This is a genomic window from Mycobacterium montefiorense (assembly GCF_003112775.1).
Lineage (GTDB): Bacteria > Actinomycetota > Actinomycetes > Mycobacteriales > Mycobacteriaceae > Mycobacterium > Mycobacterium montefiorense.
Window position 1 is genome coordinate 1,122,547 of the sequence record NZ_BFCH01000018.1, and the last position, 23,668, is coordinate 1,146,214.

At 64.1% G+C, this 23,668-nt stretch carries 23 protein-coding genes and 1 pseudogene; 7 read left to right on the top strand and 17 right to left on the bottom strand.

Features of this window, described 5'->3' with window-relative positions; all coding sequences use genetic code 11:
• Positions 1 to 131 precede the first annotated feature (131 nt).
• The 3 genes from efeB to efeU are packed head-to-tail and all read right to left on the bottom strand — an operon-like array spanning position 132 to position 4,268.
• Positions 132 to 1,433, bottom strand: coding sequence for an iron uptake transporter deferrochelatase/peroxidase subunit (gene efeB, locus DB708_RS17770; protein WP_108923971.1), 1,302 nt, complete (start codon positions 1,431 to 1,433; stop codon positions 132 to 134).
• Between the two features lie 2 nt (positions 1,434 to 1,435).
• A complete protein-coding gene (gene efeO, locus DB708_RS17775) occupies positions 1,436 to 2,620 on the bottom strand; it encodes an iron uptake system protein EfeO (RefSeq protein ID WP_409347614.1) in 1,185 nt (394 codons plus the stop codon).
• Positions 2,621 to 2,657: 37 nt separating this feature from the next.
• Positions 2,658 to 4,268 carry an iron uptake transporter permease EfeU gene (efeU, locus tag DB708_RS17780; protein WP_108924390.1) on the bottom strand — a complete coding sequence of 537 codons (1,611 nt, stop codon included), beginning with the start codon at positions 4,266 to 4,268 and terminating at the stop codon, positions 2,658 to 2,660.
• A 141-nt stretch (positions 4,269 to 4,409) separates the two neighbouring features.
• On the opposite strand from efeU, the gene DB708_RS17785 reads away from it, so the two are divergent.
• On the top strand, positions 4,410 to 5,153 hold the full coding sequence (locus DB708_RS17785; RefSeq protein WP_108924391.1) for an SDR family oxidoreductase: 744 nt from the start codon (positions 4,410 to 4,412) through the stop codon (positions 5,151 to 5,153).
• An 89-nt stretch (positions 5,154 to 5,242) separates the two neighbouring features.
• On the top strand, positions 5,243 to 5,659 hold the full coding sequence (locus tag DB708_RS17790; RefSeq protein WP_108923973.1) for a hypothetical protein: 417 nt from the start codon (positions 5,243 to 5,245) through the stop codon (positions 5,657 to 5,659).
• Between the two features lie 54 nt (positions 5,660 to 5,713).
• Here the strand turns inward: DB708_RS17790 and DB708_RS17795 are convergent, their stop codons facing one another.
• Positions 5,714 to 6,547 carry a DUF3097 domain-containing protein gene (locus tag DB708_RS17795; protein WP_108923975.1) on the bottom strand — a complete coding sequence of 278 codons (834 nt, stop codon included), beginning with the start codon at positions 6,545 to 6,547 and terminating at the stop codon, positions 5,714 to 5,716.
• Positions 6,548 to 6,728: 181 nt separating this feature from the next.
• On the opposite strand from DB708_RS17795, the gene DB708_RS17800 reads away from it, so the two are divergent.
• On the top strand, positions 6,729 to 7,016 hold the full coding sequence (locus DB708_RS17800; RefSeq protein ID WP_108923977.1) for a DUF3349 domain-containing protein: 288 nt from the start codon (positions 6,729 to 6,731) through the stop codon (positions 7,014 to 7,016).
• Here the strand turns inward: DB708_RS17800 and DB708_RS17805 are convergent.
• Genes DB708_RS17805 through DB708_RS17830 form a run of 6 tightly spaced genes read right to left on the bottom strand, consistent with a single transcriptional unit; the run spans position 7,013 to position 13,044 of the window.
• A complete protein-coding gene (locus tag DB708_RS17805; RefSeq protein WP_108923979.1) occupies positions 7,013 to 7,969 on the bottom strand; it encodes a patatin-like phospholipase family protein in 957 nt (318 codons plus the stop codon). The two genes, DB708_RS17800 and DB708_RS17805, sit on opposite strands and share 4 nt — an antisense overlap.
• Entirely contained in the window at positions 7,966 to 9,036 is a 1,071-nt protein-coding gene (locus tag DB708_RS17810; protein WP_108923981.1) for an ABC transporter ATP-binding protein, read from the bottom strand. The genes DB708_RS17805 and DB708_RS17810 overlap by 4 nt, the downstream gene beginning before the upstream one ends.
• Before the next feature lie 2 nt (positions 9,037 to 9,038).
• Positions 9,039 to 9,881, bottom strand: a complete 843-nt coding sequence (locus tag DB708_RS17815; protein ID WP_108923983.1) for a carbohydrate ABC transporter permease — start codon at positions 9,879 to 9,881, stop codon at positions 9,039 to 9,041.
• The gene (locus tag DB708_RS17820) at positions 9,868 to 10,818 is read right to left on the bottom strand and encodes a carbohydrate ABC transporter permease (protein ID WP_108923985.1); all 951 of its coding nucleotides are present in this window, start codon (positions 10,816 to 10,818) and stop codon (positions 9,868 to 9,870) included. The genes DB708_RS17815 and DB708_RS17820 overlap by 14 nt, the downstream gene beginning before the upstream one ends.
• On the bottom strand, positions 10,815 to 12,140 hold the full coding sequence (locus DB708_RS17825; protein ID WP_108923987.1) for an ABC transporter substrate-binding protein: 1,326 nt from the start codon (positions 12,138 to 12,140) through the stop codon (positions 10,815 to 10,817). Before DB708_RS17825 ends, DB708_RS17820 begins: the two co-directional genes overlap by 4 nt.
• Positions 12,130 to 13,044: a sigma factor gene (locus tag DB708_RS17830; protein ID WP_108923989.1), complete on the bottom strand. Its 915-nt coding sequence runs from the start codon at positions 13,042 to 13,044 to the stop codon at positions 12,130 to 12,132. The genes DB708_RS17825 and DB708_RS17830 overlap by 11 nt, the downstream gene beginning before the upstream one ends.
• A 187-nt stretch (positions 13,045 to 13,231) precedes the next feature.
• Here DB708_RS17830 and DB708_RS17835 point away from each other — a divergent pair, with 187 nt between their 5' ends.
• Complete coding sequence (locus DB708_RS17835) at positions 13,232 to 13,588, top strand: DoxX family protein (protein WP_108923991.1); 357 nt, start codon at positions 13,232 to 13,234, stop codon at positions 13,586 to 13,588.
• Here the strand turns inward: DB708_RS17835 and DB708_RS17840 are convergent.
• The 3 genes from DB708_RS17840 to pncA form a co-directional block, all read right to left on the bottom strand.
• Complete coding sequence (locus DB708_RS17840; RefSeq protein WP_235616807.1) at positions 13,585 to 14,229, bottom strand: hypothetical protein; 645 nt, start codon at positions 14,227 to 14,229, stop codon at positions 13,585 to 13,587. The two genes, DB708_RS17835 and DB708_RS17840, sit on opposite strands and share 4 nt — an antisense overlap.
• Positions 14,230 to 14,378: 149 nt before the next feature.
• Positions 14,379 to 15,179, bottom strand: coding sequence for a ketosteroid isomerase family protein (locus tag DB708_RS17845; RefSeq protein WP_108923993.1), 801 nt, complete (start codon positions 15,177 to 15,179; stop codon positions 14,379 to 14,381).
• Positions 15,179 to 15,739 carry a pyrazinamidase PncA gene (gene pncA, locus DB708_RS17850; protein WP_165839852.1) on the bottom strand — a complete coding sequence of 187 codons (561 nt, stop codon included), beginning with the start codon at positions 15,737 to 15,739 and terminating at the stop codon, positions 15,179 to 15,181. The genes DB708_RS17845 and pncA overlap by 1 nt, the downstream gene beginning before the upstream one ends.
• 67 nt (positions 15,740 to 15,806) lie before the next feature.
• On the opposite strand from pncA, the gene DB708_RS17855 reads away from it, so the two are divergent.
• Complete coding sequence (locus DB708_RS17855; protein WP_108923997.1) at positions 15,807 to 16,763, top strand: DoxX family protein; 957 nt, start codon at positions 15,807 to 15,809, stop codon at positions 16,761 to 16,763.
• Positions 16,764 to 16,767: 4 nt separating this feature from the next.
• Here DB708_RS17855 and DB708_RS17860 read toward each other — a convergent pair whose 3' ends face one another.
• The 3 genes from DB708_RS17860 to DB708_RS17870 all read right to left on the bottom strand — a co-directional run bounded on the left by DB708_RS17860 (position 16,768) and on the right by DB708_RS17870 (position 20,829).
• Positions 16,768 to 17,229 carry a gluconokinase gene (locus DB708_RS17860; protein ID WP_201263541.1) on the bottom strand — a complete coding sequence of 154 codons (462 nt, stop codon included), beginning with the start codon at positions 17,227 to 17,229 and terminating at the stop codon, positions 16,768 to 16,770.
• A 38-nt stretch (positions 17,230 to 17,267) separates the two neighbouring features.
• A complete protein-coding gene (locus DB708_RS17865; protein ID WP_108923999.1) occupies positions 17,268 to 19,262 on the bottom strand; it encodes a DUF7064 domain-containing protein in 1,995 nt (664 codons plus the stop codon).
• A 61-nt stretch (positions 19,263 to 19,323) separates the two neighbouring features.
• On the bottom strand, positions 19,324 to 20,829 hold the full coding sequence (locus DB708_RS17870; RefSeq protein WP_108924001.1) for a carboxylesterase/lipase family protein: 1,506 nt from the start codon (positions 20,827 to 20,829) through the stop codon (positions 19,324 to 19,326).
• A 78-nt stretch (positions 20,830 to 20,907) separates the two neighbouring features.
• On the opposite strand from DB708_RS17870, the gene DB708_RS17875 reads away from it, so the two are divergent.
• Together DB708_RS17875 and DB708_RS17880 are read left to right on the top strand one after the other, a co-directional pair.
• Positions 20,908 to 21,600, top strand: a complete 693-nt coding sequence (locus tag DB708_RS17875; protein WP_108924003.1) for a hypothetical protein — start codon at positions 20,908 to 20,910, stop codon at positions 21,598 to 21,600.
• Between the two features lie 81 nt (positions 21,601 to 21,681).
• A complete protein-coding gene (locus DB708_RS17880) occupies positions 21,682 to 22,689 on the top strand; it encodes an aldo/keto reductase (protein ID WP_108924005.1) in 1,008 nt (335 codons plus the stop codon).
• A 5-nt stretch (positions 22,690 to 22,694) separates the two neighbouring features.
• On the opposite strand, the pseudogene DB708_RS17885 reads toward DB708_RS17880, so the two are convergent.
• Positions 22,695 to 23,663, bottom strand: a pseudogene (locus tag DB708_RS17885) (SDR family NAD(P)-dependent oxidoreductase).
• Positions 23,664 to 23,668: the final 5 nt, after the last annotated feature.

Genomic DNA, 23,668 nt, shown 5'->3' on the forward strand with positions numbered 1-23,668 from the left:
AACGCTATTGACCCGCCCCCTGGCCGGTCGTGAGACTTTAGTCCCCAACCCGCGGGACTTCAGGGCCTTCGTGCGGGTGCCGGCGTTGGCGAGCAGTTCTCGCTGATGTTGGTCTCCACGCCGAGACTTGCTCAGCTGAACAGACTTTGCCCGATGTAGTGGCCCTCAGCGGGCGCGGGTGGCACCGCGAAGATAGCTGACCCGATGTGACGGATGTACTCGTTGAGCAGATCGTTGGCGCCGAGCCGATTCTGCAGACGTACAAAGTCTTGCGGATCTTTTTGATACGAGATGAACAGCAATCCGGCGTTCAGTTGGCCATTCGGGTCAAGGCCGTCGGTGTAGTTGTACGGCCGTCGACGGATCATGATGCCGTCGTTGTTTTCCCGGGCGGCCAAGCCGACGTGTGACAACGGATCGATGAGCGGGTCACCGTCGGCACCTTTGGCGGTAAAATTCGGTGTATCGAATTCGGACTTGCCGCTTAGCGGCGCCCCTTCTTCCTTGGTACGGCCGAAGATCTTCTGCTGGTTGCCGATTCGATCGACATCCCACGTCTCCAGCAGCATCCGAATCTTGCGGACGACCTGATAGGTCCCGCCATTCATCCAGGGTTGATCGCTGTTGTCGACCCAGACGAAACGTTCATACTCGGCGTCCGTGCTGACGTTGCGGGTACCGTCTTTGAACCCCAACAGGTTTCGCGGCGTCTGCTGACCGGGGCCGGCCGACGCTCGCCCGAAGCCCAGCACAGCCCAGAATGGCGAGACGATATTGCGGCCAAGGCGGGCCAGGTTACGGACGGCGTGGTAGCAGACTTGCGGGTCGTCTGCGCAGGCTTGTACCGACAAATCCCCGCCGTGCAGACGCGGATCCAGATTGTCTCCGTTGAGCGGCGGCAGATCGGTGAACACCGCTGGACGCCGCGCGGCTAGCCCGAACCGATCGCCGAACAACGACGGCCCCAACCCGATCGTGGCGGTGAGACTGGCGGGACTCAGCCCATAGGCCTCCCCGGTATCGGTGGGCGGCTGCACTTCGACCTGCGGCTGGACGTTTCCGATGGGCTTGCCCCGCTGCAGTACAGCGACGGCGGCAGACCAGCGTGCCAACAGCGCTTGTAGATCGGCGCGACCGGCGCCCGCGGCCAGCGAGAACGACATGAATACGGCGTAACGCTGTGGGAGCGTGGCGATTCCACCCTGGTGGGCCTGGCCGTAAAAGGGGTAGCTGCGACGTAGGTCGACGGTGTCGTCATCGCCATCCCGATGCCCGGTCGCCCAGGCATGGCCCGCGAACCCACCGCCGACGGCACCGACGGCGGTCCCGGTGAGCCCGGCCACCATCGCGCCGCCGAGCATCCGCCGGCGCGATACCGATGCAGCGTCGGCCGGCGTGGTGTCGGCGGAGTCGACCAGCTCGTCGTCGGCCATCGTCAGTTGGCTGAGACCACTTTTTGAGCGACCATCGAAAGGCTCTGGTGCAGCGGCTGAATCACCGCGGTCAGCTTCGATGCGTCGCTGCCCTGCAGCACGGGCGTGTAGGTTCGATAACCGCCCAGTGCCGACGGGTCGCGGTAGCCGTCCAGGACATTGAGCACCGCGCGGAACTGTTGGTCGATCTGATTGACCAGATTGGCATCGATCTTCTCCAGCCCCGGCCGCAGCGAAGCGTACGCTTGTTGAGCCCCTTCGACATTGCCAGAGAAGTCGACCAGGTCGATGTGGCTGAAGGCTTCCTCCTCGCCGGTGATCTTGGTGTTCTGCACCTCTTCGATCAAATCGCTTGCGCCGTTGGCCAAGTCCTCTGGCTTGTACTGTAGGCCAGCGACCACATCCTTCAATTTCCCTACGTTAGCCACCAATTCGGTACTCAGTGCCTTGGTGCCGGGAGTGATCGCCCCGCCCTGCCAGAGGTCGCGCTCGATGGCGTGGAAACCCTTCCACCCGACCTTCGCATCGACAGGAGTGGAGGTACGCATGTCGATCAGATAGTCCAGGCTGCCCGCGTTGTCGCCAACTGCGAAGCCCGGCAGCACAAAACCCTCGACGGTGGATTCCGCACGCTCGTAAAACAGTCGGGCTTTGGCGTAGGCGGCCTTTGAGGCGTCCAGGTTGCCGGATTGGATCGCCGCATCTAGCGCCTTCACGCCGTCACCGAGCTGACCGATCTGATTGACGATATATGTCGCATAGTCCTTGGTGCCCTGGCTCAGGATGCTCGCCACCGTGCCCGTCGGTCCTGGCGGTGCCTGACCCGTCACCGTCAGCGTTTGATATTCGGAGCTCGCACCCGGGCAGTACAGCTGATACGAGCCGCCATCCAGGGTGATTGTGAACGACACCGGGTTCAGGCCGGGAGCGAGGTTCTCCTTCTCCCCGACGATGCGCTGGTCCCTGAGCAACTCCATTTCGGTGATGCCCGGCGCACTGGTGTTGACCACGGTGAAGGTCACCGGCCCGGCCGGCACGCTGGTGGTGTCCAGTGCACAGCCGTCTTGTCCTCCGGAGTTCGCCATCGTCACCTTGATGGCGTTCGTCCCGCCGGGTTGATCGGCCTGCCTGGATTTCGAAGGGCTGGACTGCCCGTTCGAGTGGCTGCATGCGGCCACCGGCAGCACCGTCGCCGCAACAAGAACTGTTGCGGTCAGCCAGAATTCACGAGACCGGCACGTTGCCAGGACGGTGCGATTCGCTATCACTGGTTTTCCTCTCCTGTTCAGCTCGCGCGATGCCGCGCATCGAGATTATGGCGCCAACGGCACAAGCCAGCGCAAAGCACGCTAGTACCAACGGAAGCCAGACATTCCATAGCTGGCGCTCGGCGTGTTTCTGGGCGCTCGCGACGATCTCGGCCGCAGTCGAGCGGTCTTCGGCACCGGACGTCGACCAGTCCGTCGGTAGCCCGCCGAGGCTGACGGTCTTGGCCCCGGTCAGCCCGCCGCCGGTCAGAATCGCTGTGCGGTTGCTCGTCGCTTGCGCATTTATCACGGAATCGCCTTGCGCGAGCACGGTATACACCGTGGTCGTTGACCATTGGCCCCGAAACGGTCCTGGAGTGCGGCCAACCGCGAGTCCGACCGGTAGCCGGCCCCCCGTCATGCTCAGTAACTGATCCAGCGTGACCGCCTCCGCGCCATCGGCGCCGGCGGCCTCCGAGCCTTGCCACAGCTGTACCGGCAAGCCGTCCACGGTCTGGTCGCCTACCGGGGCAAGCGGAATGCTGCGGACGGTCGCGGTGCCCTGCGGGGTGACGGACAGCGCGGGTCCGGGCGATCCGGTCAGCAGCGACACCCGGGCGGTGTGGCCGGTCCGGTCAGCCACCGTGCGAGCGCGCACGCTCGGCGACGAGCTACCGGCCGGCACCGCGATCGCCAGCACCGCCGCAACGACGACCAGCGCCGCCGAGGCGGCCGCCAGCAACCGGCACCGAGTTCGCGGCGTCACCGCAAGGCGCGCGGGCCACAGGAAGGCGACAAGCACTGGCGCCGCATACAGCAGCCAGCCCAGCACCTCGATCAGGCGCGGGTCGGTGGGTATGCCGAACACGCCTGCGAGCAGCGCGCCCAAAACCGACTGGCTCGGTATCCAGGCCGAGAAGTCGAGCATCTGTCGCTGGCCAATGGTCACCCACCCGGCCTCGTGTGCGGTGCGCAACGCGCCCAGCACCAGTCCGGCGGCGATCAACACCAAGAACACTCCAGTGATCCGGAAAAAGCGGCCGAGATTGAGCTTCAGGCCACCGAAGTAGAGACCGATGCCCAGCACGATCGCGACCCCGATCCCCACCGCGCCGCCCAGCACGGCGAACCACCGGTTGCCGTGCGACGTTTCCGCGGCCGCCAACAGAAACACCGACGTCTCAAACCCCTCCTTGAGGACGGCGAGGAACGCCATCACAACGAGCGCGAGCGCACCGCCACGGTTCAGCGCCTGTTGAGCTTCGCGTTCGAGTTCTCCCTTGAGCCGCATGGCATTGCGGTTCATCCAGATGATCATCGACGTCACGAACACCACGGCTATGGCGTTGATGACGGTCTCCATCATTTCTTGCTGGGCTTGCGGCAGCGTGGCCGAGAACAGATCCAGGCCGACGCCCACCGCAATGCTGATCAGCACCGCCAAGCCGACGCCGACAAACATCGGACGGGTCGATTGCCCGTTCCGCTTGAGGAAGGCGGCAACGATGCTCACAATGAGCGTCGCCTCCAGGCCTTCTCGTAGGCCGATGAGGAATGTGCCGAGGAAAACGACGAATACGCCCTGCATGCGTCCGATTCCGGTCCCGCGCATCGGAACCTTCGACTTAGCCTAACCTAACTTTCGGTCGTAATTAAGGCATCGCTTCTGCCCGATCGTTCTGCCAATGTCGTAGGCAATGGACGTTTCACCGGCATAGGAGTGCACACGATGAAGATCGCCGTAGCCGGCGGGACCGGGAAAACGGGACGCCTCGTGGTCAAGCGCCTCACCCGCGACGGTCACCAGCCCGTCGTGCTTGCCCGTGGGCAGGGAGTCGATCTGGTGCAGGGGCACGGGCTCGACGACGCGCTGCGCGGAGTCGACGTCGTCATCGATGTTTCCGACCTCAAAACGACCAGCGCGAAGAAGTCGATTCACTTTTTCCGGACCGCAACGGCCAACTTGCTCAAATCCGCCGCACGCAACGATGTGAGGCATCACATCGTGTTGTCTATCATCGGAATCGACCGAGTGCGCAGCGCCTACTACCTGGGCAAGCTCGCGCAGGAGCAGGAAGTCATGGCGGGCCCAGTGCCATGGACCATTTTGCGCACCACCCAATTTCACGAATTTGCGCAGCAGATTCTCGATCAAGTGCCCGGGCCTATCGCATTGATTCCGCAGATGCAGAGCCAGCCAATAGCGATGCGCGAAGTATCGGACCGACTCTGTGAACTGGCGGCGGGCAGCCCACAACAGCAGATAGTCGAGCTCGCGGGACCAAAGGTGGAGTCCATGATCGACATGACCCGAAGGCTGATCGCGCGCCGAGGACAGCATCGCCCGGTGGTTCCACTGCGGCTACCCGGGCGTGCGTTCAGAGCAATGGCGAATGGGGCGCTGTTACCGCAGGCACCGGGACCCCGCGGCACTGAAACCTACGAGCAATGGCTCGCCGGCATCGGCAGCTAGTCCGCTTCGCCGGGAGGACAACAGATGTCAAAGACGAACCTGGGCAGGCGCAATGTCACATCTACCGACGTTGCGCCGTCATAGATGTCATGAACTCCTTCCTCTACCGCACGTGTCTGTTTGTGCTAACGCTGTCGGGCGTCTTTGTGGGCTGCTGGGCCTACTTCGCTCCGCTGAATTGGTACAACACTTTCCCCGGTATGGGCCTGCGATGGTTGCCTGTCCTCGGCCCGTACAACGAGCATCTCGTCAAAGACGTCGGCTCGATGTATCTGGCCTTGACCGTCCTGAGTGCCCTGACGCTCGTCTATCTCTCGAATCGGACGCTACGGATTGTCACAGCGGTGAGCTGGACGACGTTCAATCTGTTGCATCTGATCTACCACCTGACGATGCTGCACATGTATGGAACCCGCGACGCCGTCCTCAACGTGATCGCTCTGGGCGGGGTTCTGCTTTGCTCGATGGCGCTGGGTCTCCCAGCGCGGCCGAATCGGCCGAAATGAGTTCCCCCGAAACGCATTTGGCGCAAGACGTGTCCGGCAATTGGGCCGAGCCGATCAGCGGCCAGGCTCCGTCACGAAATCGATGAGTTCTTCGACTTTGCTGATCAGCGCGGGTTCCAGATCATTCCAGTCGCGCACCCGCGACCGGATGCGCCGCCATGCCCTGGCGACGTCGGCCTGGTCGGCGTGCGGCAAACGGAGCGCCTGGCACGCGCCGTGCTTCCATTCGATGTGACGCGGCACGTCGGGCCAGGCCGTCAGGCCGAGTCGCTGCGGCTTCACCGCCTGCCAGATGTCTACATAGGGATGGCCGACGACCAGGGTGTCGGGGCCGCCCGGCCCCCGGCGCACAGCCTCGGCGATCCTGGCCTCTTTCGAACCCGTGACAAGGTGGTCGACCAGAACGCCGAGCCGGCGGCCCGGGCCGGGGGCAAACTCCGCGACGATGCCGACGAGATCATCCACGCCGCCGAGGTGCTCGACGACGACACCTTCGATGCGCAGGTCCTCGCCCCAGACCTGGGCGATGAGTTCCGCGTCGTGGCGGCCTTCGACATAGATACGACTGGCTCTCGCGACACGAGCGCGAGAGCCGGGTACCGCGACGGAGCCCGATGCCGTCCGGCTCGTGGCTGCGGGCGCCGCGCGGCGCGGTTCGGTGAGGATCACCGGACGGCCCTCCAGCAGGTAGCCGGGCCCCAGCGGGAAGCCACGGACGTGGCCATGGCGGTCTTCCAAGTCGATGCGTCCGTACTCGACCCTGACCACCGCACCGACATAACCGGTCTCGACATCCTCGACGACAAGACCCAGATCAGCGGGGTGTTCGGTAGAGCGCGGCTTGCGCCGACCGGCAGCCAGCACGTCGGTTCCGTAGCGATCCATCACGCGGCAATACTAGGAACGCCCACGACCGAAACTCGTGACCGGCGCGCCCATGGATGGGCGCAAAGGAATCGGAAAGATTGACGCACTGGCTGTAAGGACCGCGTTGCTTTACCGAAAAAACGACGTGGCCGCTGCTAACTTACTTGGAGCGCTTGACGGCGCGAGGTAATGAGGTGGAAGCATGGGGATGCCCGATCTGGTGTCGAGGGCTGTCGCGTTTCTGCGCGCCGGCTACCCGGCTGAAATGCCGCTGAGCGGCTACCTGCCGATGGCGGCGCTGTTGCCCCGGCGCGTGACCGATGACGAGATCGTCATCATCGCAGGCGAATTCATCGCGCGGGGAACGTCTCCCATCACCGCCGTCGATATCGGAGTCGCGATCTTTCGGATCACCAACGCACTGCCCTCACTGGATGACATTCAGCGCGTCGAGCGTCGCCTCGACGTGATTGGGTGCGCGCGGCGCTAGTCCCCTGCGACTGGTCCCCCACACGCCTGAAGATAGTCGGCATAGTTCCAGGTCTTCAAGAACTCCTGACCCGCGAGCAATCCTCGGCGGTAGAGAGCATCGCGTTGTTCGGCGGTGATGTCGAAGTCGATCGGGCTCACCTCATCGGACGGAACGAAGATGGTGCGCCTCACCGTGCACGGATCGTCGATGTAGGCGTTGTCCTGATTGCTCACCAATGTCTCGATTGCGGCAATGCCCAACGACACCGGCCCATGCACGGGATGCGTGGGCGGGATGCCGGGCCGCGCCGATAGCCGGATCCCGAATGTCGGCCACCGCGGCTGAGCCCGGTCGAACAGCTCCACGGGAAAGCTCGACAACAAGCCGCCGTCGACCCAGGTGGCACTGCCCACCCGCACCGGCTCGAACACGTAGGGAATCGCCGCCGAGGCGTGCACCGCGCGTGCCACTGGGAATTCGTTCGGGTCGATCCCGTACGAATCGAGGTCCCACGGAATGCGGACCAACCGGCGCCGGGACAGATCACTCGCGGTGACGACCAGCGACCACGCGAATTGTTCGGGTCCCTCACCGGTGCGCAGGTCGCCGAAGGTCCGCACACCCAGGTCAGCGAGCAGACCGGCCAGCAGGTGCTCGAGATAGGCGCCGCGGTAGACGCCATCTGATACCAGCAATGAGAGTCCCCCGCCGATGAGTGGAACACGCCCGATTAAGTTGCGGTCCAAGAACTTTCGGTAGTCAAGCGAGCGCATAATCTCGGCGAGCCGGGTCAGCGGTTCGCCGGCCGCTTGCAGGGCTGCCACCAGCGAGGCAACGATCGCGCCCGCGCTTGTCCCGGCGACGCGAGGAAAGCGGTAGCCGGCCGCAGCGAGCGCGTCCACCGCCCCGACCAGCCCAATGCCCCGAACGCCGCCGCCTTGGCACACCAGGTCGACCGAGTCCGTGCTCACGAGAGCCGCTCGCCGTCGATCCCGAAGAAATGCAGTTGTCCGGGTTCCGGATGCAACCGAACCCTGCTGCCTTTCTGCGGCGGATTGTGACCGTCGACGCGCGCAACGACGTTTTGTGCGATTACCTTGCCGGCGTCCGCGATTCGGCCATACAGGTAGGCGTCCGCCCCGAGCTCCTCGACCACGTCGACCTCCATTTCCACCCCAAGGCTGCCCAGTTCAAAGTGTTCCGGACGAACCCCGACCACGACCTCACGTGCCGCGCTTCTGATTTCACGCGGCAGCCGGATCGGCCAATCCCCGAGCGAGACAGCGGAATCAACAATGGGGAGAGTGAACAGATTCATCGCCGGAGATCCGATGAATCCGGCGACAAAGACGTTGGCCGGGTTCCGGTAGAGCTCGCGCGGCGCCGCGAACTGTTGCAATATGCCGTCGCGCAGGACTGCGACACGATCGCCCATCGTCATGGCCTCGACCTGGTCATGAGTGACATAGACCGTGGTGGTTTTGAGCCGACGCTGCAAGGCGGCGATCTGATTGCGGGTCTGCACGCGTAATTTCGCATCGAGACTGGACAACGGCTCGTCCATCAAAAACACCTGTGGGCGTCGCACGATTGCGCGTCCCATCGCCACCCGCTGGCGTTGGCCACCGGAGAGATCTTTGGGTTTTCGGTCCAGGTATGGCTGCAAGTCAAGCAATTTCGCCGCGTCCAGCACCCGCTCGCGGATCTCGGCTTTCGGGGTTTTGGCGATCTTGAGCGCGAAGCCCATGTTCTGGGCCACCGTCATGTGCGGATAGAGGGCGTAGTTCTGGAACACCATGGCTACGTCGCGATCTTTGGGATCGACGTTGGTGACGTCGCGATCGCCAATCCGAACGCGTCCGGCGTCCAGGGTTTCCAATCCGGCCACCATCCGCAGCGAAGTCGTCTTGCCACAACCCGATGGCCCAACCAGAACCACGAACTCTCCGTCATCGACCGACAAATCGAGACCGTCCAGGGCCGGCCGATCCGCACCCGGATAGCGCCGCGTTGCCTGCTCGAAGCTCACCGAAGCCACCGTTACCCACTCATTCCGGTCACCGCGATACCACGGACGAACGAACGTTGGGCGACCGCGTAGATGATGACCAACGGCACCATGATCAGCATCGAAGCCGCCATGATGATCGGCCAGCGCGCGACGTATTCGCCCCGCAACCGGACCAGGCCCAGCGTCAACGTGGCCAGGCTGTTGCGCTGGAGCATCAGCAACGGCCACAGGAAGTCGTTCCAGACGTTGACCCAGGTGAGCACGGCGAGCACCATCACCGCGGGCCTGGCGTGGGGCAACAGAATCCGCCAGTAGATCTGCCACGGCGAGCAACCGTCGAGAATTGCCGCCTCCTCGAGATCGGTTGGCAGCGTTTGGAAGAACTGCCGCATGAGATAGGTGCCGAACGCACTGCCGAACAAGCCCGGCACGATCATCGACCAGGGAGTGTCCACCCAGCCGGCGATCCGCATCATGATGAACTGTGGGATCACGGTGACGGTCAGCGGGACCATCAGGGTGCCGAGGTACAACACAAAAAGCGTGTCACGGCCGCGAAACTGCAGGCGCGCGAAGGCATATCCGGCCAGTGAGCAAAAGAAGACCTGTCCGGCTGTGACGCATCCGGCATACAGCACGGTATTGAAGAACATTCGCCAAAAGGGCATCACCGCGAACACCTCGGTGTAATTCGACCACCGGGGGTGGGCAGGTAGCAGCTTCGCCTCGCTGATCTCACCTTCCCTTTTCAGCGAGCCCGAAACTGCCCAGGCAATCGGGAACAGCCAACACCACGCGATGCCGACCAGCGCAGCGTAGACCGGAACAGCGCGAAGCACGCTGCGCTTGACCACACGCTCAGCTAAGGCCACGGGATGCCTCCAAGGAACGCTGCCGGGTGATCCGCAATTGCAGCACGGTCAGCACCAGCAGGATGGCGAACATAACCCATGCCAGTGCCGAAGCATAGCCGAATTCCAGAAAGGAGAAGGCGTGCTGAAACAGCATGATGCCCAAGACATAAGTCGACGTTTCCGGACCACCGTTGGCCCCGTTGAGCACATAGACCACGTCAAACGCCTGAAACGCGTGGATGATTGAAATGACGACGACAAAAGAGATCGCCCCACGGATCAGCGGCAGCGTGATGAATGCGAATTGGCGGACTTCGCCAGCACCGTCGATCTTTGCTGCCTCGTAGAGAGTTTCCGGAACTCCTTGCATTGCGGCCAACAAGATGACGGTAGCGAACGGAACGCTCCGCCACACACTGATGGCGCACAGCGACGTCATCGCCCAGTCGGGGTCGACCAGCCACGGGACCGGGCCGAGCCCAACCCAACCGAGCATGATGTTGAGCAACCCATTGTCGGTGTTGAAGACGAACTGCCACACGACGGCCATCACCACCGACGAGATGGCGAGCGGCATGAAGACGATTGTCCGGAAAATCGCGATGCCCTTGACTTTTCGGTTCAGCACGCCGGCCACGACGAGACTGATGAGAACGGTCGGCACAACCGTTCCGAGCGTAAAGACCACAGTGTTGCGAATCGCGATGAGGAACAGCGGATCAGAGGTGAACAGATTTTCGAAGTTCGCCCACCCCACGAACTTTGGCGGATTGAACACATCCCACTGCTGAAAGCTCATGTACAACGAGAAGCCGAGCGGGAAGAGCATGAACACCGTGACCGCGAGCAGGTTCGGTGCGACAAACAGGCGCCCTGCCCATGCACGTCGGCGCCAAGGACGCAGTCCCTTGGGCAATGTCTCGCCGACCGGCGTGGATTCAGCGGTTGAGATCATGGGTTTCGCAGAACCTCGTCGACTGCGTTCGACAACCCGGTCAGCGATGTCGCCGGGCGGGAACCGCGCAAGACGGGTCCCATGTTGCGATCGACCAGCGCTGCGATTTTTTCCCATGCCGGCGTAACGGGCAATCCTTCGGAGTGGGAGGGCCCTTCGGTGAGCACGGCAAGGTTGCGAATCCTGTGGTGGGCGTTGGCGAATCCGTCCGACGCGAGCACAGACCGCAAGACCGGTACGAACAAGGATGTTTCAGCGATCACCGCCTGCCCGACGGGCCCGGTGGCGAACTTGACGAATTCCCACGCCTGCTCTTTGCGTTTGCTGGCCCCCGAGATGGACAGTCCGGTGGTGCCGATATTGGAGCAGGCGTTGCGCCCCTCGGGCAGGGATGGGCCTACCGGCAGCGGGGCGACATCGAAATCCAATCCCTCGGCCCGGATAAAGGTCTGGTATCGCCAGTGACCACCCAGCGCGATCGCTGCCTTGCCTGCGGCGAACAGATCGGGCGTCGACATCGACTGCACCTCGGAAGCGTCGGGTGCCACGTTGTGCTTGTTAGCGAGGTCAGCGTAGAACTGCACCGCCTCCATGAACGCCGGGTTGTCGAAGTTGAAATGCGTCGGGTTCCGCAGCGGCGTCGACCACGGCACGCCATTGTTCAACGCGAACAACCCGGCCGAGTAGTACGAGATAAAGGTGTTGACGAAACCCCACTGCGTGACCCGCCCCGATGCGTCCCTCTTGGTCAACGCTTTGGCCGTGTCCAGGAATTCGGCGAATGTCCACTTCTTGTCCCAGGCCGCGGGCGGGGCCGCGACGCCGGCGTCGGCGAAGAGCCGCCTGTTGTAGTACAAGTAGTTTCCCGACCACTGCTCCGGAAACGCGGATTGCCCGCCGTCGAAGGAGAACGTGTCAAACAGCCGCCCAACGCTGTCTGCCTTCAACTGGGCAGCAAAGGCTTGATCGCGCGCCAAGAAGTCGTTGAGGTTCTGCAACACTCCCCGGGCAGCTAACTCGGCATAGCTCAGCTCCCACGTCTGCAACACATCTGGACACTTACCGCCCGCGCAAAACGTGGACAGCTGCTGCATCACGCCCGGCCCAGACCGCACCGCCCGAACCTTGATGTCGGGATGGCGGCGCTGGAATTCATCGACGACACGCAGGCGCGCAGCCGCCTCGTCCGGGTTGGCGGCGAAAAAGAACGTCAAGGCGTCGTCGTCGGAAGCACAGCCGCCGACCCACGGCACCAAAGTCGCGGCGGTGAGCGCGCCAGCGCCTCGCATCAGGGTTCGCCGTCCGAACGGCTTACCGAGCATCGTGCTCCCGTTCTCGCCTCATCGCCGACGACCCCGCCGGCCATGTCTCATGTCCTTGGTACCCGATGGGGCTGAAATCTGCCTGACACGCCCCCGGCGGCAGCGCAAGAACGGCCCGATGCAGCTGGTCGGTGTCGGCGCTGATGTCGATGGCGTGGATGCGATTGGCGGCCCCGATGCCGAGCCGCAACAGGATCTGGGCGCGCCCGCGCGGCGCGATCACGACGCCGGGCACACCGTCGATCATCATGACGACACCGCGCCGTGCGCGGGTGGCGAATCGACGGGTCTCCTCGGCGACCTCGCGGGCTCCACGCAGCTCGGCGGGCACGTCGTCGGGAATCAGCAACCGGTCGACCCGGCGCACCACGTCGGGAGCCAACAACTCGAGCAAGGTCGCGATGTCACCGCCCCGGGACGCCGCCAGAAACGCCTCGACGACCTCGAGATGCTGGGCCAAGCGGCCGGGTTGCGCGGGCGTGCCCTGATGCAGTCGCGAACGGGCCCGACTCGCCAGCTTCTTCGCGGCCGCTGGCGACCGGTCCAGCACCTCGCCGATCGTCTCGGCCAGCAGCACATCCTCGTCTGCCGGTGCGGTGGCCGCCAGCCGATCGAATTCTCCCGCGTCGGCCAGCGGCTGCTCGGCGCGCCGCTTGCGAGCCCGAAGCTGATCGAACGCCTCGTGCGCGGTGATAGTCGTGAACCAACCGGTCAGGTTGTCGATGCCGTCGATGCCGTCGATGCCGGCCGCCCGGCTGGCCTTGAGCCATGCCGACTGCACCGCGTCGTCGGCATCGGCTATCGAGCCGAGTAGCCGAAACGCCACCGCCCGCAAGTGCTGACGATCCGCGTCGAACCGTTGTGCCAGATCGGCGAGGTCTGCCCGATTTTTGGTTGCGCTCATGGGGTCACCTTTTCCGCGCCCAAGTCGTCAAGAAGACGACCACATCGATCGAAGTCCCCGCCCCAAGCAGACCAGCACCATGACCCTACCGATTGTGCGCCGCGGCGCGCGCAGCAGCCAACCGGCTCGCCGGTGCGGAAATAGCTGCACCACAACGGATTGAACGACACAAAAGGAGCTGATTCGAATGCACACCGCGTCCCTGGTGATCACGTTGATCACCGCGATCATGAGCTGCGGGATCGCCGTCGCCGACTTCATCCCCGCGAGGTTCGTCCTGGCAAACTCCGCCGAGGTCGGTGTGCCGCGTTCGTGGATACGGCCACTGGGAGCGGCCAAGCTCGCCGGGGCCATCGGATTGGTTGCCGGGCTGCTGGGTTTACCGGCTTTGGGTATCGCGGCCGCGGCCGGCCTGGTCCTGTTTTTCGTCGGCGCCGTAGCGACTCACCTTCGGGCACACGTCGTGTACAACATCGCTTTCCCCGGCGTGTTCCTGTGCCTGTCGGCGGCGTGCTTGGCGTTGCTGGTAGCGCAGCGCTACTAACTCACGCGGCTTTTGACGGCTTCGTCCTGCTTCTTGGCGACGTCAAGCACGAAGTCCTGCGGCGCGGCGTCGTTGGGTCCGCTGTCGAACTCGAGGTCGACGACGACCTTGCCCTCGGCGAACACCACGTAGGTCACCGATTTGGTGTTATCGGGCGACGGGCCGACCACGATGATCCCGTTCGTGCCCACCGAGAACGGCTGCGGGGCACCCGTGACGTATTTGCTGAGCGAGGCGGGGCGATCTTTGGCTCCTTGAGCCGCCGCGGCCGGATCGGTGAAGACCACGAGGAGGTCGTCGATGGTGTGGGTCTTGGCGTTGTTACTGAAGGTCACCGCCACGCCGGCCACGCCGCCTGGGTTCTGTTGCGGTGGGCCCAATGTCGTGTCGGCCCCGATGTCGCTGGCCGAGATCAGCAAGTTGGAGTAGTCAGCCAGTGGCGCCGTTCCAGACGGAGCCGCGCTCGACGCGGACGACGAGGCTGACGAGCTCGACGACGCCGCTGAAGTCGACGAGGACGTCGACGACGACGATGACGATGACGACGAGGAAGATGACTTTTCGTCTTTGCCACAGCCTGTCGTGACAGTCAGCAAGGCAGTGATCGCCACCCCAACACCGACGGTTCTTACCACACTCATCGTTTGCCTCCGTTCCATGACAGCTATTTCTACGGCACCCATCACGTCCTCGGCAATACATGCGACCATGCGATTCGCGTTGTCACGCGAGCTGCGGTGACCTGCAAGCTCCACGGCGGTGCTGGTGAAGACCGAATCAGCACCCGCGGTCAGGCAGGAAAATAACGGATCTGGGTGATCGCTTTGCCCCGCCAAGCCACGTCGGCGAACATGACGCCGCGCCCGTGACTTGAATTGAGCGAGACGGCGACCGTGGATCCCGCACCGACCGTCTTGGTCCAGGTCGCCCCGTTGAGCGCCTCCGCAAACTCGGCGATATCGAGCGGATCTTTGTCACCCAAAGTAATTGTGGCAGAAGGCGATAGTGCGCGCGCAGCGATGGATGTGTCGCCACATGAAACAACGCCGAGGAAAGTCTGTACCAACCGCTTGTGCCGCGCGCCTGGCCGGCGAAAGCCGGTCAAGAAACCTGCGGTTCCCGACAGCCCCTGATTGCCCAGCAGAGCTCGCGACAGTGCCACGCCGGGCGACATCGCCCCCGATCCGGTTCGCAGGAACTGCAGCATCATCGCGGGCAACTCCCAATACGCCCGTAGACGATCAATCTGCCACTGCCCGTTCGCTTCTCGAAGGTCGTAGCGCAGAAACGCCGGAATGTACATCGTGACAGCCGAACCCATAGCCACCTCGAGCTCGAGATCGCGCAGCACGACAGTGCCGACGACGATGTCGAGATCGCGATGGAATGTGATGTCGCGCGGACCGATGAAGGTGTCGTAGAAATTCCCGATTTCTACGCGGCCCACATGCGGTCGCGAACCGACCGGGTCTTCGATTCGGCCGTCGCCGGTGAACAAACCCACCCATCCATCGCGGTCATGCGCGGCGGCCGCCCGTGGCGACCGTTCAACCGCGGCCAGCAGCGACTCTCTGTCCAGTGGGACCACCATCAGATGGCTCCAATCAATTCGACTCCGGCACTTCGCATCCCTGCCAAGGCTTCCGCGGCCGAAGTTGCCGTCACCCCCGCCGTCAGGTTGACCAACACCCGGGTGCTCAAGTGATTGCGTGCCGCGTCCTCGGCCGTCCTGCGGACACACTGGTCAGTGGCGATGCCGACGATGTCGACCTCGTCGACGCCGCGCAGCCGCAACCACTCGAGTAGTGATGTCCCGTGCTCGTCGGAGCCTTCGAAACCGCTGTACGCCGCGGCGTGCGCGCCCTTGCGGAAAATTGCCTCGATCCGCCGCGTGTCGAGGTCGGGGCAAAAATCCGCTCCGGGGCTTCCGGCAATACAGTGCGGCGGCCAGGACGACGAATAATCCGGGTGCTCGGAGAAATGGTCACCCGGGTCGACATGGAAGTCCATGGTCGCCACGACGTGTTGGTAACCGGGCTGGTCGGCTAGATAGTCGTTGATGGCGCCGGCCAGTGCGTCGCCACCGGTCACCGGCAGCGAACCGCCCGCGCAGAAGTCGTTTTGTACGTCGACGATGATCAACGCTCGCACGCGCTCCACCATATCGCCGTTAGCTGGGGCGATGTTTGTTTGCGACCTCGTCGGGTAACCCCCTGCCATGCTGATCCGCAGAATTGCACGGCCGCTGTTGTCGGTTGCCTTCATCGGCCAGGGAGTTGAATCGCTGCTCAATCCCAAGTCAGCGGCTGAAGCCGCAGCGCCCGCGGTGGACGGCCTGCAAGCGCTGCCGGACCAGGTGGCCCGCAGTATGCCGGACGACCCCCAGACGTTCGCGCAGGTGACCGCGGCCGTTCAGATCGGTGGCGGGTTGCTGCTCGCCACCGGCAAGCTGCCGCGGCTTGCGTCTGCCGTATTGGCGGTCACTGTGTTGCCGGCCAACTTCGGCAACTACTCCTTCTGGACCGAGGCCGACCCCGAGCGCAAAGCCGCGCTGCGGCGTGACTTCCTCAAGGACCTGAGCCTGGTAGGCGGATTGGTAATCGCATCCGCCGATACCGCCGGCAAGCCATCGCTGGGATGGCGTGGGCGGCGCGCGGCCGAGCGCCTTTCTGAGCGGGTGTCTTCAGCGCTACCAGGATCTGACGACGCGTTGCTCGACACGGACTTCGGCGACCTCGGCGAAAGAATCGTGCACGGTCTGCACATCGGCGCCGAACGTGGCCGCGAACTGGCCAACACCGCGGCCGAACGAGGCGCACCCTACGCCGAAGTGGCCCTTGACCGGGGCCGCGAACTGGCCAGCGTCGCCGCCGAACGCAGCGCGCCGCTGGCGAAAAAGGCACGCAAGCGGGGCGAAAAGTTTGCCGACGAGCTTGCCGAGAAGGCCGAAAAGGCGCGCAAGCGAAGCGAAAAGCTAGCGGAGGAGGCCGCCGATAGAGCCAAACCGCTGGCCAAGAAAGCCCGCAAGCGCAGTGAAAAGCTGGCAAGTAAGGCCCGCTACCGTGGTGGGGAGCTCGCCGAAACCGCACGTACCCACGGCAGCCAGTTTGCCGACGCCGCGCGGGAACGAGTCGGTTCAGAGGTCAAAAGCCGGCGGCGCAAGCTCCCGTGGTGATCGTCTAGACCGCGAGAAACTCGTCGATGATGGTCTCGACGTCTTGATCAATGTCGACGGCGACACCGGACTCGTCGGCCCCCAAGGGTTCCAACGCGTCGAATTGCGACCGCAGCAGTTCCGCCGGCATGAAATGGTCCGGCCTGGCTGCCAATCGAGCGCTGATCACGTCCGGTGAGCCGCGCAGGTAAAGGAACTCGACGCGCGGACAGTGCGCGCGCAGCTGGTCCCGGTATGTGCGTTTGAGCGCCGAACAACTCACTACCCCGCCGTCACGTTGGCCGGCTAACCACTCTCCGACTCTTTCCAGCCAGGGATAGCGATCGGCGTCGTCGAGCGGTTGCCCGGCACCCATCTTGGCGACGTTGGCCGGTGGATGCAGACTGTCGGCGTCCACGAAGGACGCGTGCAACCGTTGTGCGAGTGCAGAACCGACCGTCGACTTGCCCGATCCGGAGACACCCATCACCACAATGTGTGACGCCACGGCGGTCGGCACCGCGGCTAGGTCTGTTGCGCGACGTTACGATTCCATTCCATCCAGCCGACGCCGGTGCGGCCATCCGTGGTATCAATGCTGACCCAGGCGCGCGCGAACTCGCTTAGCTGTCCGTCGGGGCCGGTCAGCAGCACCGGTGCGTGGCCATGGATATCCACTTCGCCGCTGATCCCACCCGGGTTGAGACTCAAGCTCATCTTGAGCGGTAACCCGTTGTCTTGAAAAGCTCGTGGATTGGTCACGGTGTGAAGCTCGGTGACGTTTCGGTCGGGGTCCTGGATGTAGCCGATGCCCACCGGCGCAACGTTGGGAATGTTGATGTCCAACCCGTGCAAGTGGGTTCCATCGTCCAAGTGCAGCGCGCTCCACATCCAATCCATGCTCCACCAGTCGCGCACACCCCACGAGTGGTCACGCTGTCCCGGCACGGAATCCATCCGGTAGATGGTGTCGTGGACGGTGACGGTTCCCGTTACAGTGCAAGGGATTTCGTAACGCGTCGTCACCCGGTACTTGTACGGGGTGCCGTCGGTGGACCACACCAAATTCATCGTCATGTCGACAGGAGTTCCCGGATCTCCGCGCAATATGGCCGAGGGGTCCGAATAGGACTGACCCTGGGCACGCACATCGACGCGGTAAGTCTGCAGTGGCGCGCTAGCGGCATGGCCGATTTCAAAGGCGTCGGTGTGCAACACCCACGGGTCTGACGGCAACGGCATTTCGTAGTCGAGAACGGCGACCGTAGGAAGATCGGGTCCGCACAGCAGCACCTGAACCCAGGCCGCCTGCTGGTTCGCGACCAGACCGATGCGGAACCAGCCGCCGAATCCCTGTGCAGCATCCACGAAATCGGCATACCAACTCTCGCTCCACAGCGATTCACCGGTGGGGACATGTGCGAGTTCGTCGTCTTCCGAGGGTCGCAGCGGCTCCGGTGCCTCCGCATTCGGCAGCGTTGCCAACGCATCGGTATCGAGCACATGATCGCAGTGCCGTTGCAACATCGTCATGAACATGCGGTCGCCGCGCTCGGTGCGTTCCACCAATATCGACGAAACGATCGCCATCATCACGCCGAAAAAGCCTTGCCGGCGAACACCTTCGGCGACGTCGGCAAGCGTGATGGACGCCTGCGGCCCGAGTGCCTCGTGGTAGGCGCGTAGTAATCGGTCGTAGTGCTCCCGGCGATCTTCGGTCGGCAATGCGCAACCGAGGAAGTAAGCCAGGTCAGTCAATGCCGGTCCCCAGGAAACGGTCTGCCAATCGACCACGGTCAGCGCTCGGTCGGCTCCATCGACACCGAACAACATGTTGTCCAGCCGATAGTCGCCATGGACCAGGCCCTGCACCGCGTCCCGCTCCGCTTCGGCGGCCAGGTAGGCGTCGAAAGCACCGACCAGGCGCTCGCACACCATGCGGTGCGCCGGCGCGATCTGGTCGCCGTAACGGTCGAGGAAACCGGCATAGAGCGGCCCGATCATCGACTGGTTCAGCGGAGCATCCCGGTTCAGCCACGGCGCTTCCGCCAGTGACGTGTCGCCGAGCAGCGGACCGTGCAGCCGCCCCAACTCGACAACCCCGAGGGTGGCCTGTTCGATTGTGGCACCAGCGATTTCGTCACCGACTATCGCCGGTCCGGCGTCGCCGAGCAGCAGGTCGAACACTCCCGTCGAGGTATCGATCTCGGCGTGATAGCACGGCGCGATCGGGCCGCCCAGGCGTGGCGCGATATCGCGGTAGAACCGGACTTCGCGCTCGTAGAGGCCCAGTGCCAACCCCGTCTGCCGACTCACCGGATCGCTCGCCGCGACCTTCAACACCACCGACTCCGGTCCCGCGGCCCCATCGGTGTAACGCAGGCGCACGCGGTAGCACTCACTCATTTGGCCGGTACCGATGCGCTCGGTTTCGAAGTCGGCGACCTCTCCGGCGCCGAGCGCGGTGGTCAGCCACGAAGCCGTGAGATCACTGGGTCTTTCGACTGGCTGGGTCTCCATTGACGTCCTCTGCCCGAATTTTGTCGCTAACGGCTTTCCCGTGCCAGGTCAGCGTGCCAGGTCACTGCGCCAATGAGAAGCCGGCCCACGCCATCCGGCGATTCGGGTGCGGATCGAACTCGATACGCCATTTGCGGTCGAAGACCATCACGGCGCGGTCGTCGGCGGTGTAGGCGGGCCAGTCGTCACCGGGGACGCCGTTGCGACTGAATGCTCGCCAACGACGCTGCACCTGGTTGCTGACCCGCAACGCGGCGCGCTGGTCGGCCGCGGCGGTCAACAACGCGCCGACCCGCGTCCGATAGAAATCGAAAACGGCGAGCAATTCGGTGGCATGCGTTGCTCCCAAACCCGACCAGCGCAGCATCCGCGGTGCGTAGTCGTAGCGGTACAGAAAGGTGGGCGAGTGACTGCTGTGCGCCTCGGCGATCTGCCAGGCGGCCGAGCTGAAGGCGAAGTCACCGCCGAGCTGGATGCACGCCGAGGACGACGGATAATCCGGGTAGGCGGCGGTAATGCGTTCGCGCGCAGCCGGTTCCACGTCAGCCAGCAACTCTTCGATCATCGATTCGTTGGTGGGCAACATTCGCAGGAAGCGGGTGAACAACCTGCCTTCCTCGGCGTTGGTACCCACGATCAGCGGCACCCGATGCGCCCGACCACTCTGCATCGCCTCGACGGGGTCTTCGGGCAGGTAATCGTCGCCGATCACCGGCCCAATGGGAAAAGCACCCAGCCTGCTCTCCATGCCCTGATCGATCAGCCGGTGTTGGGTCTCGACGAGTTGGGCCGATGATGCCTGCATCAGTGCATTGGCGGCATCCCCGGGTCGCGCGCCGAGCAGGTTGGCAAACCGTGTCGCGAACTGGGCCGAAATCTCCTTCGACCGCACCAGACCCGACGCCGGGCTTTCGGAGATCGCCCGGGCGAACAGGCCCTCGGCGGCCGGCACGGCCAACAGTGTGGCGGTGATGCACGCACCCGCGCTCTCGCCGAAGATGGTGACATTGCCGGGATCGCCGCCGAATCCCGCGATGTTGTCGCGAATCCATTGCAGCGCCAGCACCAGGTCGCGCAAGTACAGGTTGCTGTCGATGGTGATGTCCGGGGTGGACAGCGACGACAGGTCAAGACATCCCAGCGCGCCCAGGCGGTAGTTCACCGACACGTACACGCAACCACGACGAGCCAATGCGGCGCCGTCGTACAGCGGGGTCGCCGAGCTGCCCAGGATGTACCCGCCGCCGTGAATGAAAACCATCACCGGCAACGGTTCGGTCTGGGCGTCTTCCGGCGTGACGACGTTGAGGGTCAGGCAGTCCTCGCTCATGGACTGGTATTTGCCCACACCCAGCAAGGTGTAGCGGCGCTGCTGGGGCGCGCAGTCGGTGAAGCCGTGGCAATGACGCACACCCGACCAAGGCGCAGCAGGTTGCGGCGCCTTGAATCGCAGCCGCCCGACCGGCGGCCGTGCATACGGAATGGAGCGCCAGCGGTTGACGCCGCCGCGGGTAAAACCTTCGACGGTGCCGTTGGCGGTGCGTGCGCGGATAGTGCGCTCGTGCATACGCCGACGGTAGCCGACACTACGTATGTAGGGCGCGCGGAGCAGCTAAATCCAAGGTGTGGCGGTTAGCCTGGCGGGATGCGAATGACCGTGCTGGTCACACTTTCGGTTCTGGTTACCGGATGCTCGCACTCGGGCGGCGGCCAGCCCGGGCAATCGCAGACCCCGAACACGACGGCGGTTTCCGGTTTTTCCCCGACCAGCACGGTCTCGCCGGGGAGTAAACCCCCGGGTCCAGGAGCTCCACCAGCGGCCGGTGCGGCGATCTCCGACGTCATCGCATGGATCGAGACAGGCCATCCCGCCGATCCGGCCCGCTATCGCGCCGTCACGCGCGACGGTGTCACCACGCAGCTGGGAAATGACGTCGCCTTCACCGTGACGGCCGCCAAAGTCGCATGTACGACGGATTCCGCCCACACCGGCGGCACGCTCACCTGCCTGGTCGACCTGACCAATCCCCCGCCCCGGCCGGAAACGGCCTACGGCGAATGGAAAGGCGGTTGGGTCGACTTCGACGGGGCGACCCTGAGAGTCGGGGCGGCCCGCGCCGACCCGGGTCCATTCGTCAACGGCAACGGGGCCGAGTTGGCGGGCGGCGACACGCTGTCCTATGACGACTACCGTTGTCGCGCCGATCAGACGGGCCTGTTGTGCGTGAATTATGCCCATCAGTCGGCCGTACGGATCAGCAGCGCCGGAATCCAGCAGTTCGGCTGCCTGCGGTCGGTGCCGCCGCCCGATGGCATCGGTACCGCGTTCGGCTGCTGAGGACCTGTTGCTGCTCCGATCGGGGCATAACGGGCGCGCCGGTGGTGTTCAGTACGTCGGATCAGGACGAGGAGCGCAGCCATGACCACCACAATTCCCACTGTCGACCTTGGTGACGGACTCACCGTCAGTGCGATCGGGTTCGGCGCGATGCCCTTGACCCCGATCTACGGCGCGGTCGACGACGCTGAATCGCTTGCCACGCTCAACCATTGCCTCGACGCAGGTGTCACCTTCATCGACACCGCGAACATTTACGGCGGTGGGAGCAACGAACGGCTGATCGCGGAACTCTTGGCGAATCGGCGGGACGAGGTCACTCTCGCAACGAAATTCGGCATCGACGGCAACCCGGCAGCGGGCTCACGTGAGGTGAGGGGCGATGCCGCGTATGTCCGTCAGTGCATCGACGAAAGCTTGCAACGACTGAACACCGACGTCGTCGACCTCTACTACATGCACCGACGTGATCTCAAGGTGCCGATTGAGGAGACGGTCGGTGCGATGGCAGAGCTGGTGACGGCCGGCAAGGTGCGCCACCTCGGATTGTCCGAAGTGACCGCCGACGAATTACGTTCGGCCGTCGCGGTACACCCAATCGCCGCCGTGCAAAGCGAATGGTCGGTGTGGAGCCGCGACGTCGAACGCAACGTCGTGCCGGCCGCCGCGCAGCTGGGTGTCGGCTTCGTTCCCTATTCGCCGCTGGGACGCGGCTTTCTCACCGGGACGGTCCGCTCGGCCGCGGATCTGGCGTCGCCGTCCGACTTCCGCCGCCGGATGCCACGGTTCGCGCAGGGCGCCCTTGATGCCAACCTCGCGGTAGTCGACGTCGTGACCTCAGTCGCGGACGAGCAGGGCGCAAGCGGCGCGCAGGTCGCCCTGGCCTGGCTGCGTGATCGCGCACAACAGCTGGGCGTCACCAGCGTGCCGATCCCCGGTACCCGACGGGCGACGCGAGTGGACGAGAACGCCGCCTCGCTGACGGTGAACCTGACACCAGAGCAGTTGGCGGTGCTCGATTCTGCCGGTTCCGTGGTTGCGGGCGACAGATTCGAAGACCTCAGCTGGGTGTCGGCGGGGCGAGAATAGCGTCGCTAATCCGGTTGCTCGGCCATCAAAGTGGCGAAGAGCTCGGCCATCTCGTCGGCCGGTCCGCCGGGCACGGTGTAACCGGCTTCGTCACGGATCTCCGCCAGGTGGTCTCGCACATCCTCGATTGACAGTTCGGGACTGCGGAAGCCCCGGGTTCGCCCGATGAAGAATCGGGAAACATGGCCTGCACCAACGGTATAGATCTCACCCGACACCGGGCAATCACGATGGATCAGGAAGGCGGCCACGGGAGCCACCAGAGCCGGATCCAGCTTCTTGAGGTATTGGTTCGTCAGGTCGTCCAGTACGGCCTGCGCCGCCGCGTCGGCCGGGGGTGCGGCACCGTCGATCGAATGCGTCAGCATCCGGGTGTAGGCGATCGGGGCGACGGCATTGACCTTGATGTTGTGATCGGCGCCCTCGGCGGCCAGCACGCGAGTGAAGCCGATGAGTCCGGTCTTGGCCGAGCCGTAATTGCTCATGCCCGGGGCGCCCAGGATTCCAGCCGCCGACGTCGTGTTGAGTATCCGCCCATATCCCTGCTCGCGCATGGCTTTCCAGGCTGGAATCGTCACATGAAACGCGCCCCTGAGGTGTACATCAAGCAGAGGCTCGAATCGATCGGAGGTCATCTCCTCGAACGGGAAGTCACGCACGATGCCCGCGTTATTGATCACGATGTCCACTCGGCCCCAGGTGTCCAGGGCGGTGTCGATGATCGCCGCTCCCCCTTCCGGGGTGGTCACGCTGTGGCTGTCGGCGACGGATTCGCCACCGAGTTACCGGATTTCGGCTGCAGCGGCCTCGGCCGCCGTGGTGTCGGAACCATCTCCGGTCACCGAACCGCCAACGTCGTTGACCACGACGCACGCCCCGCGGGATGCCAGCAGTAGGGCGTACTCTTTGCCCAAACCCCCGCCCGCGCCGGTGATCACGGCAACCTGTTCGTCGAATCGCAGCTCGTTCGTCATCGCAT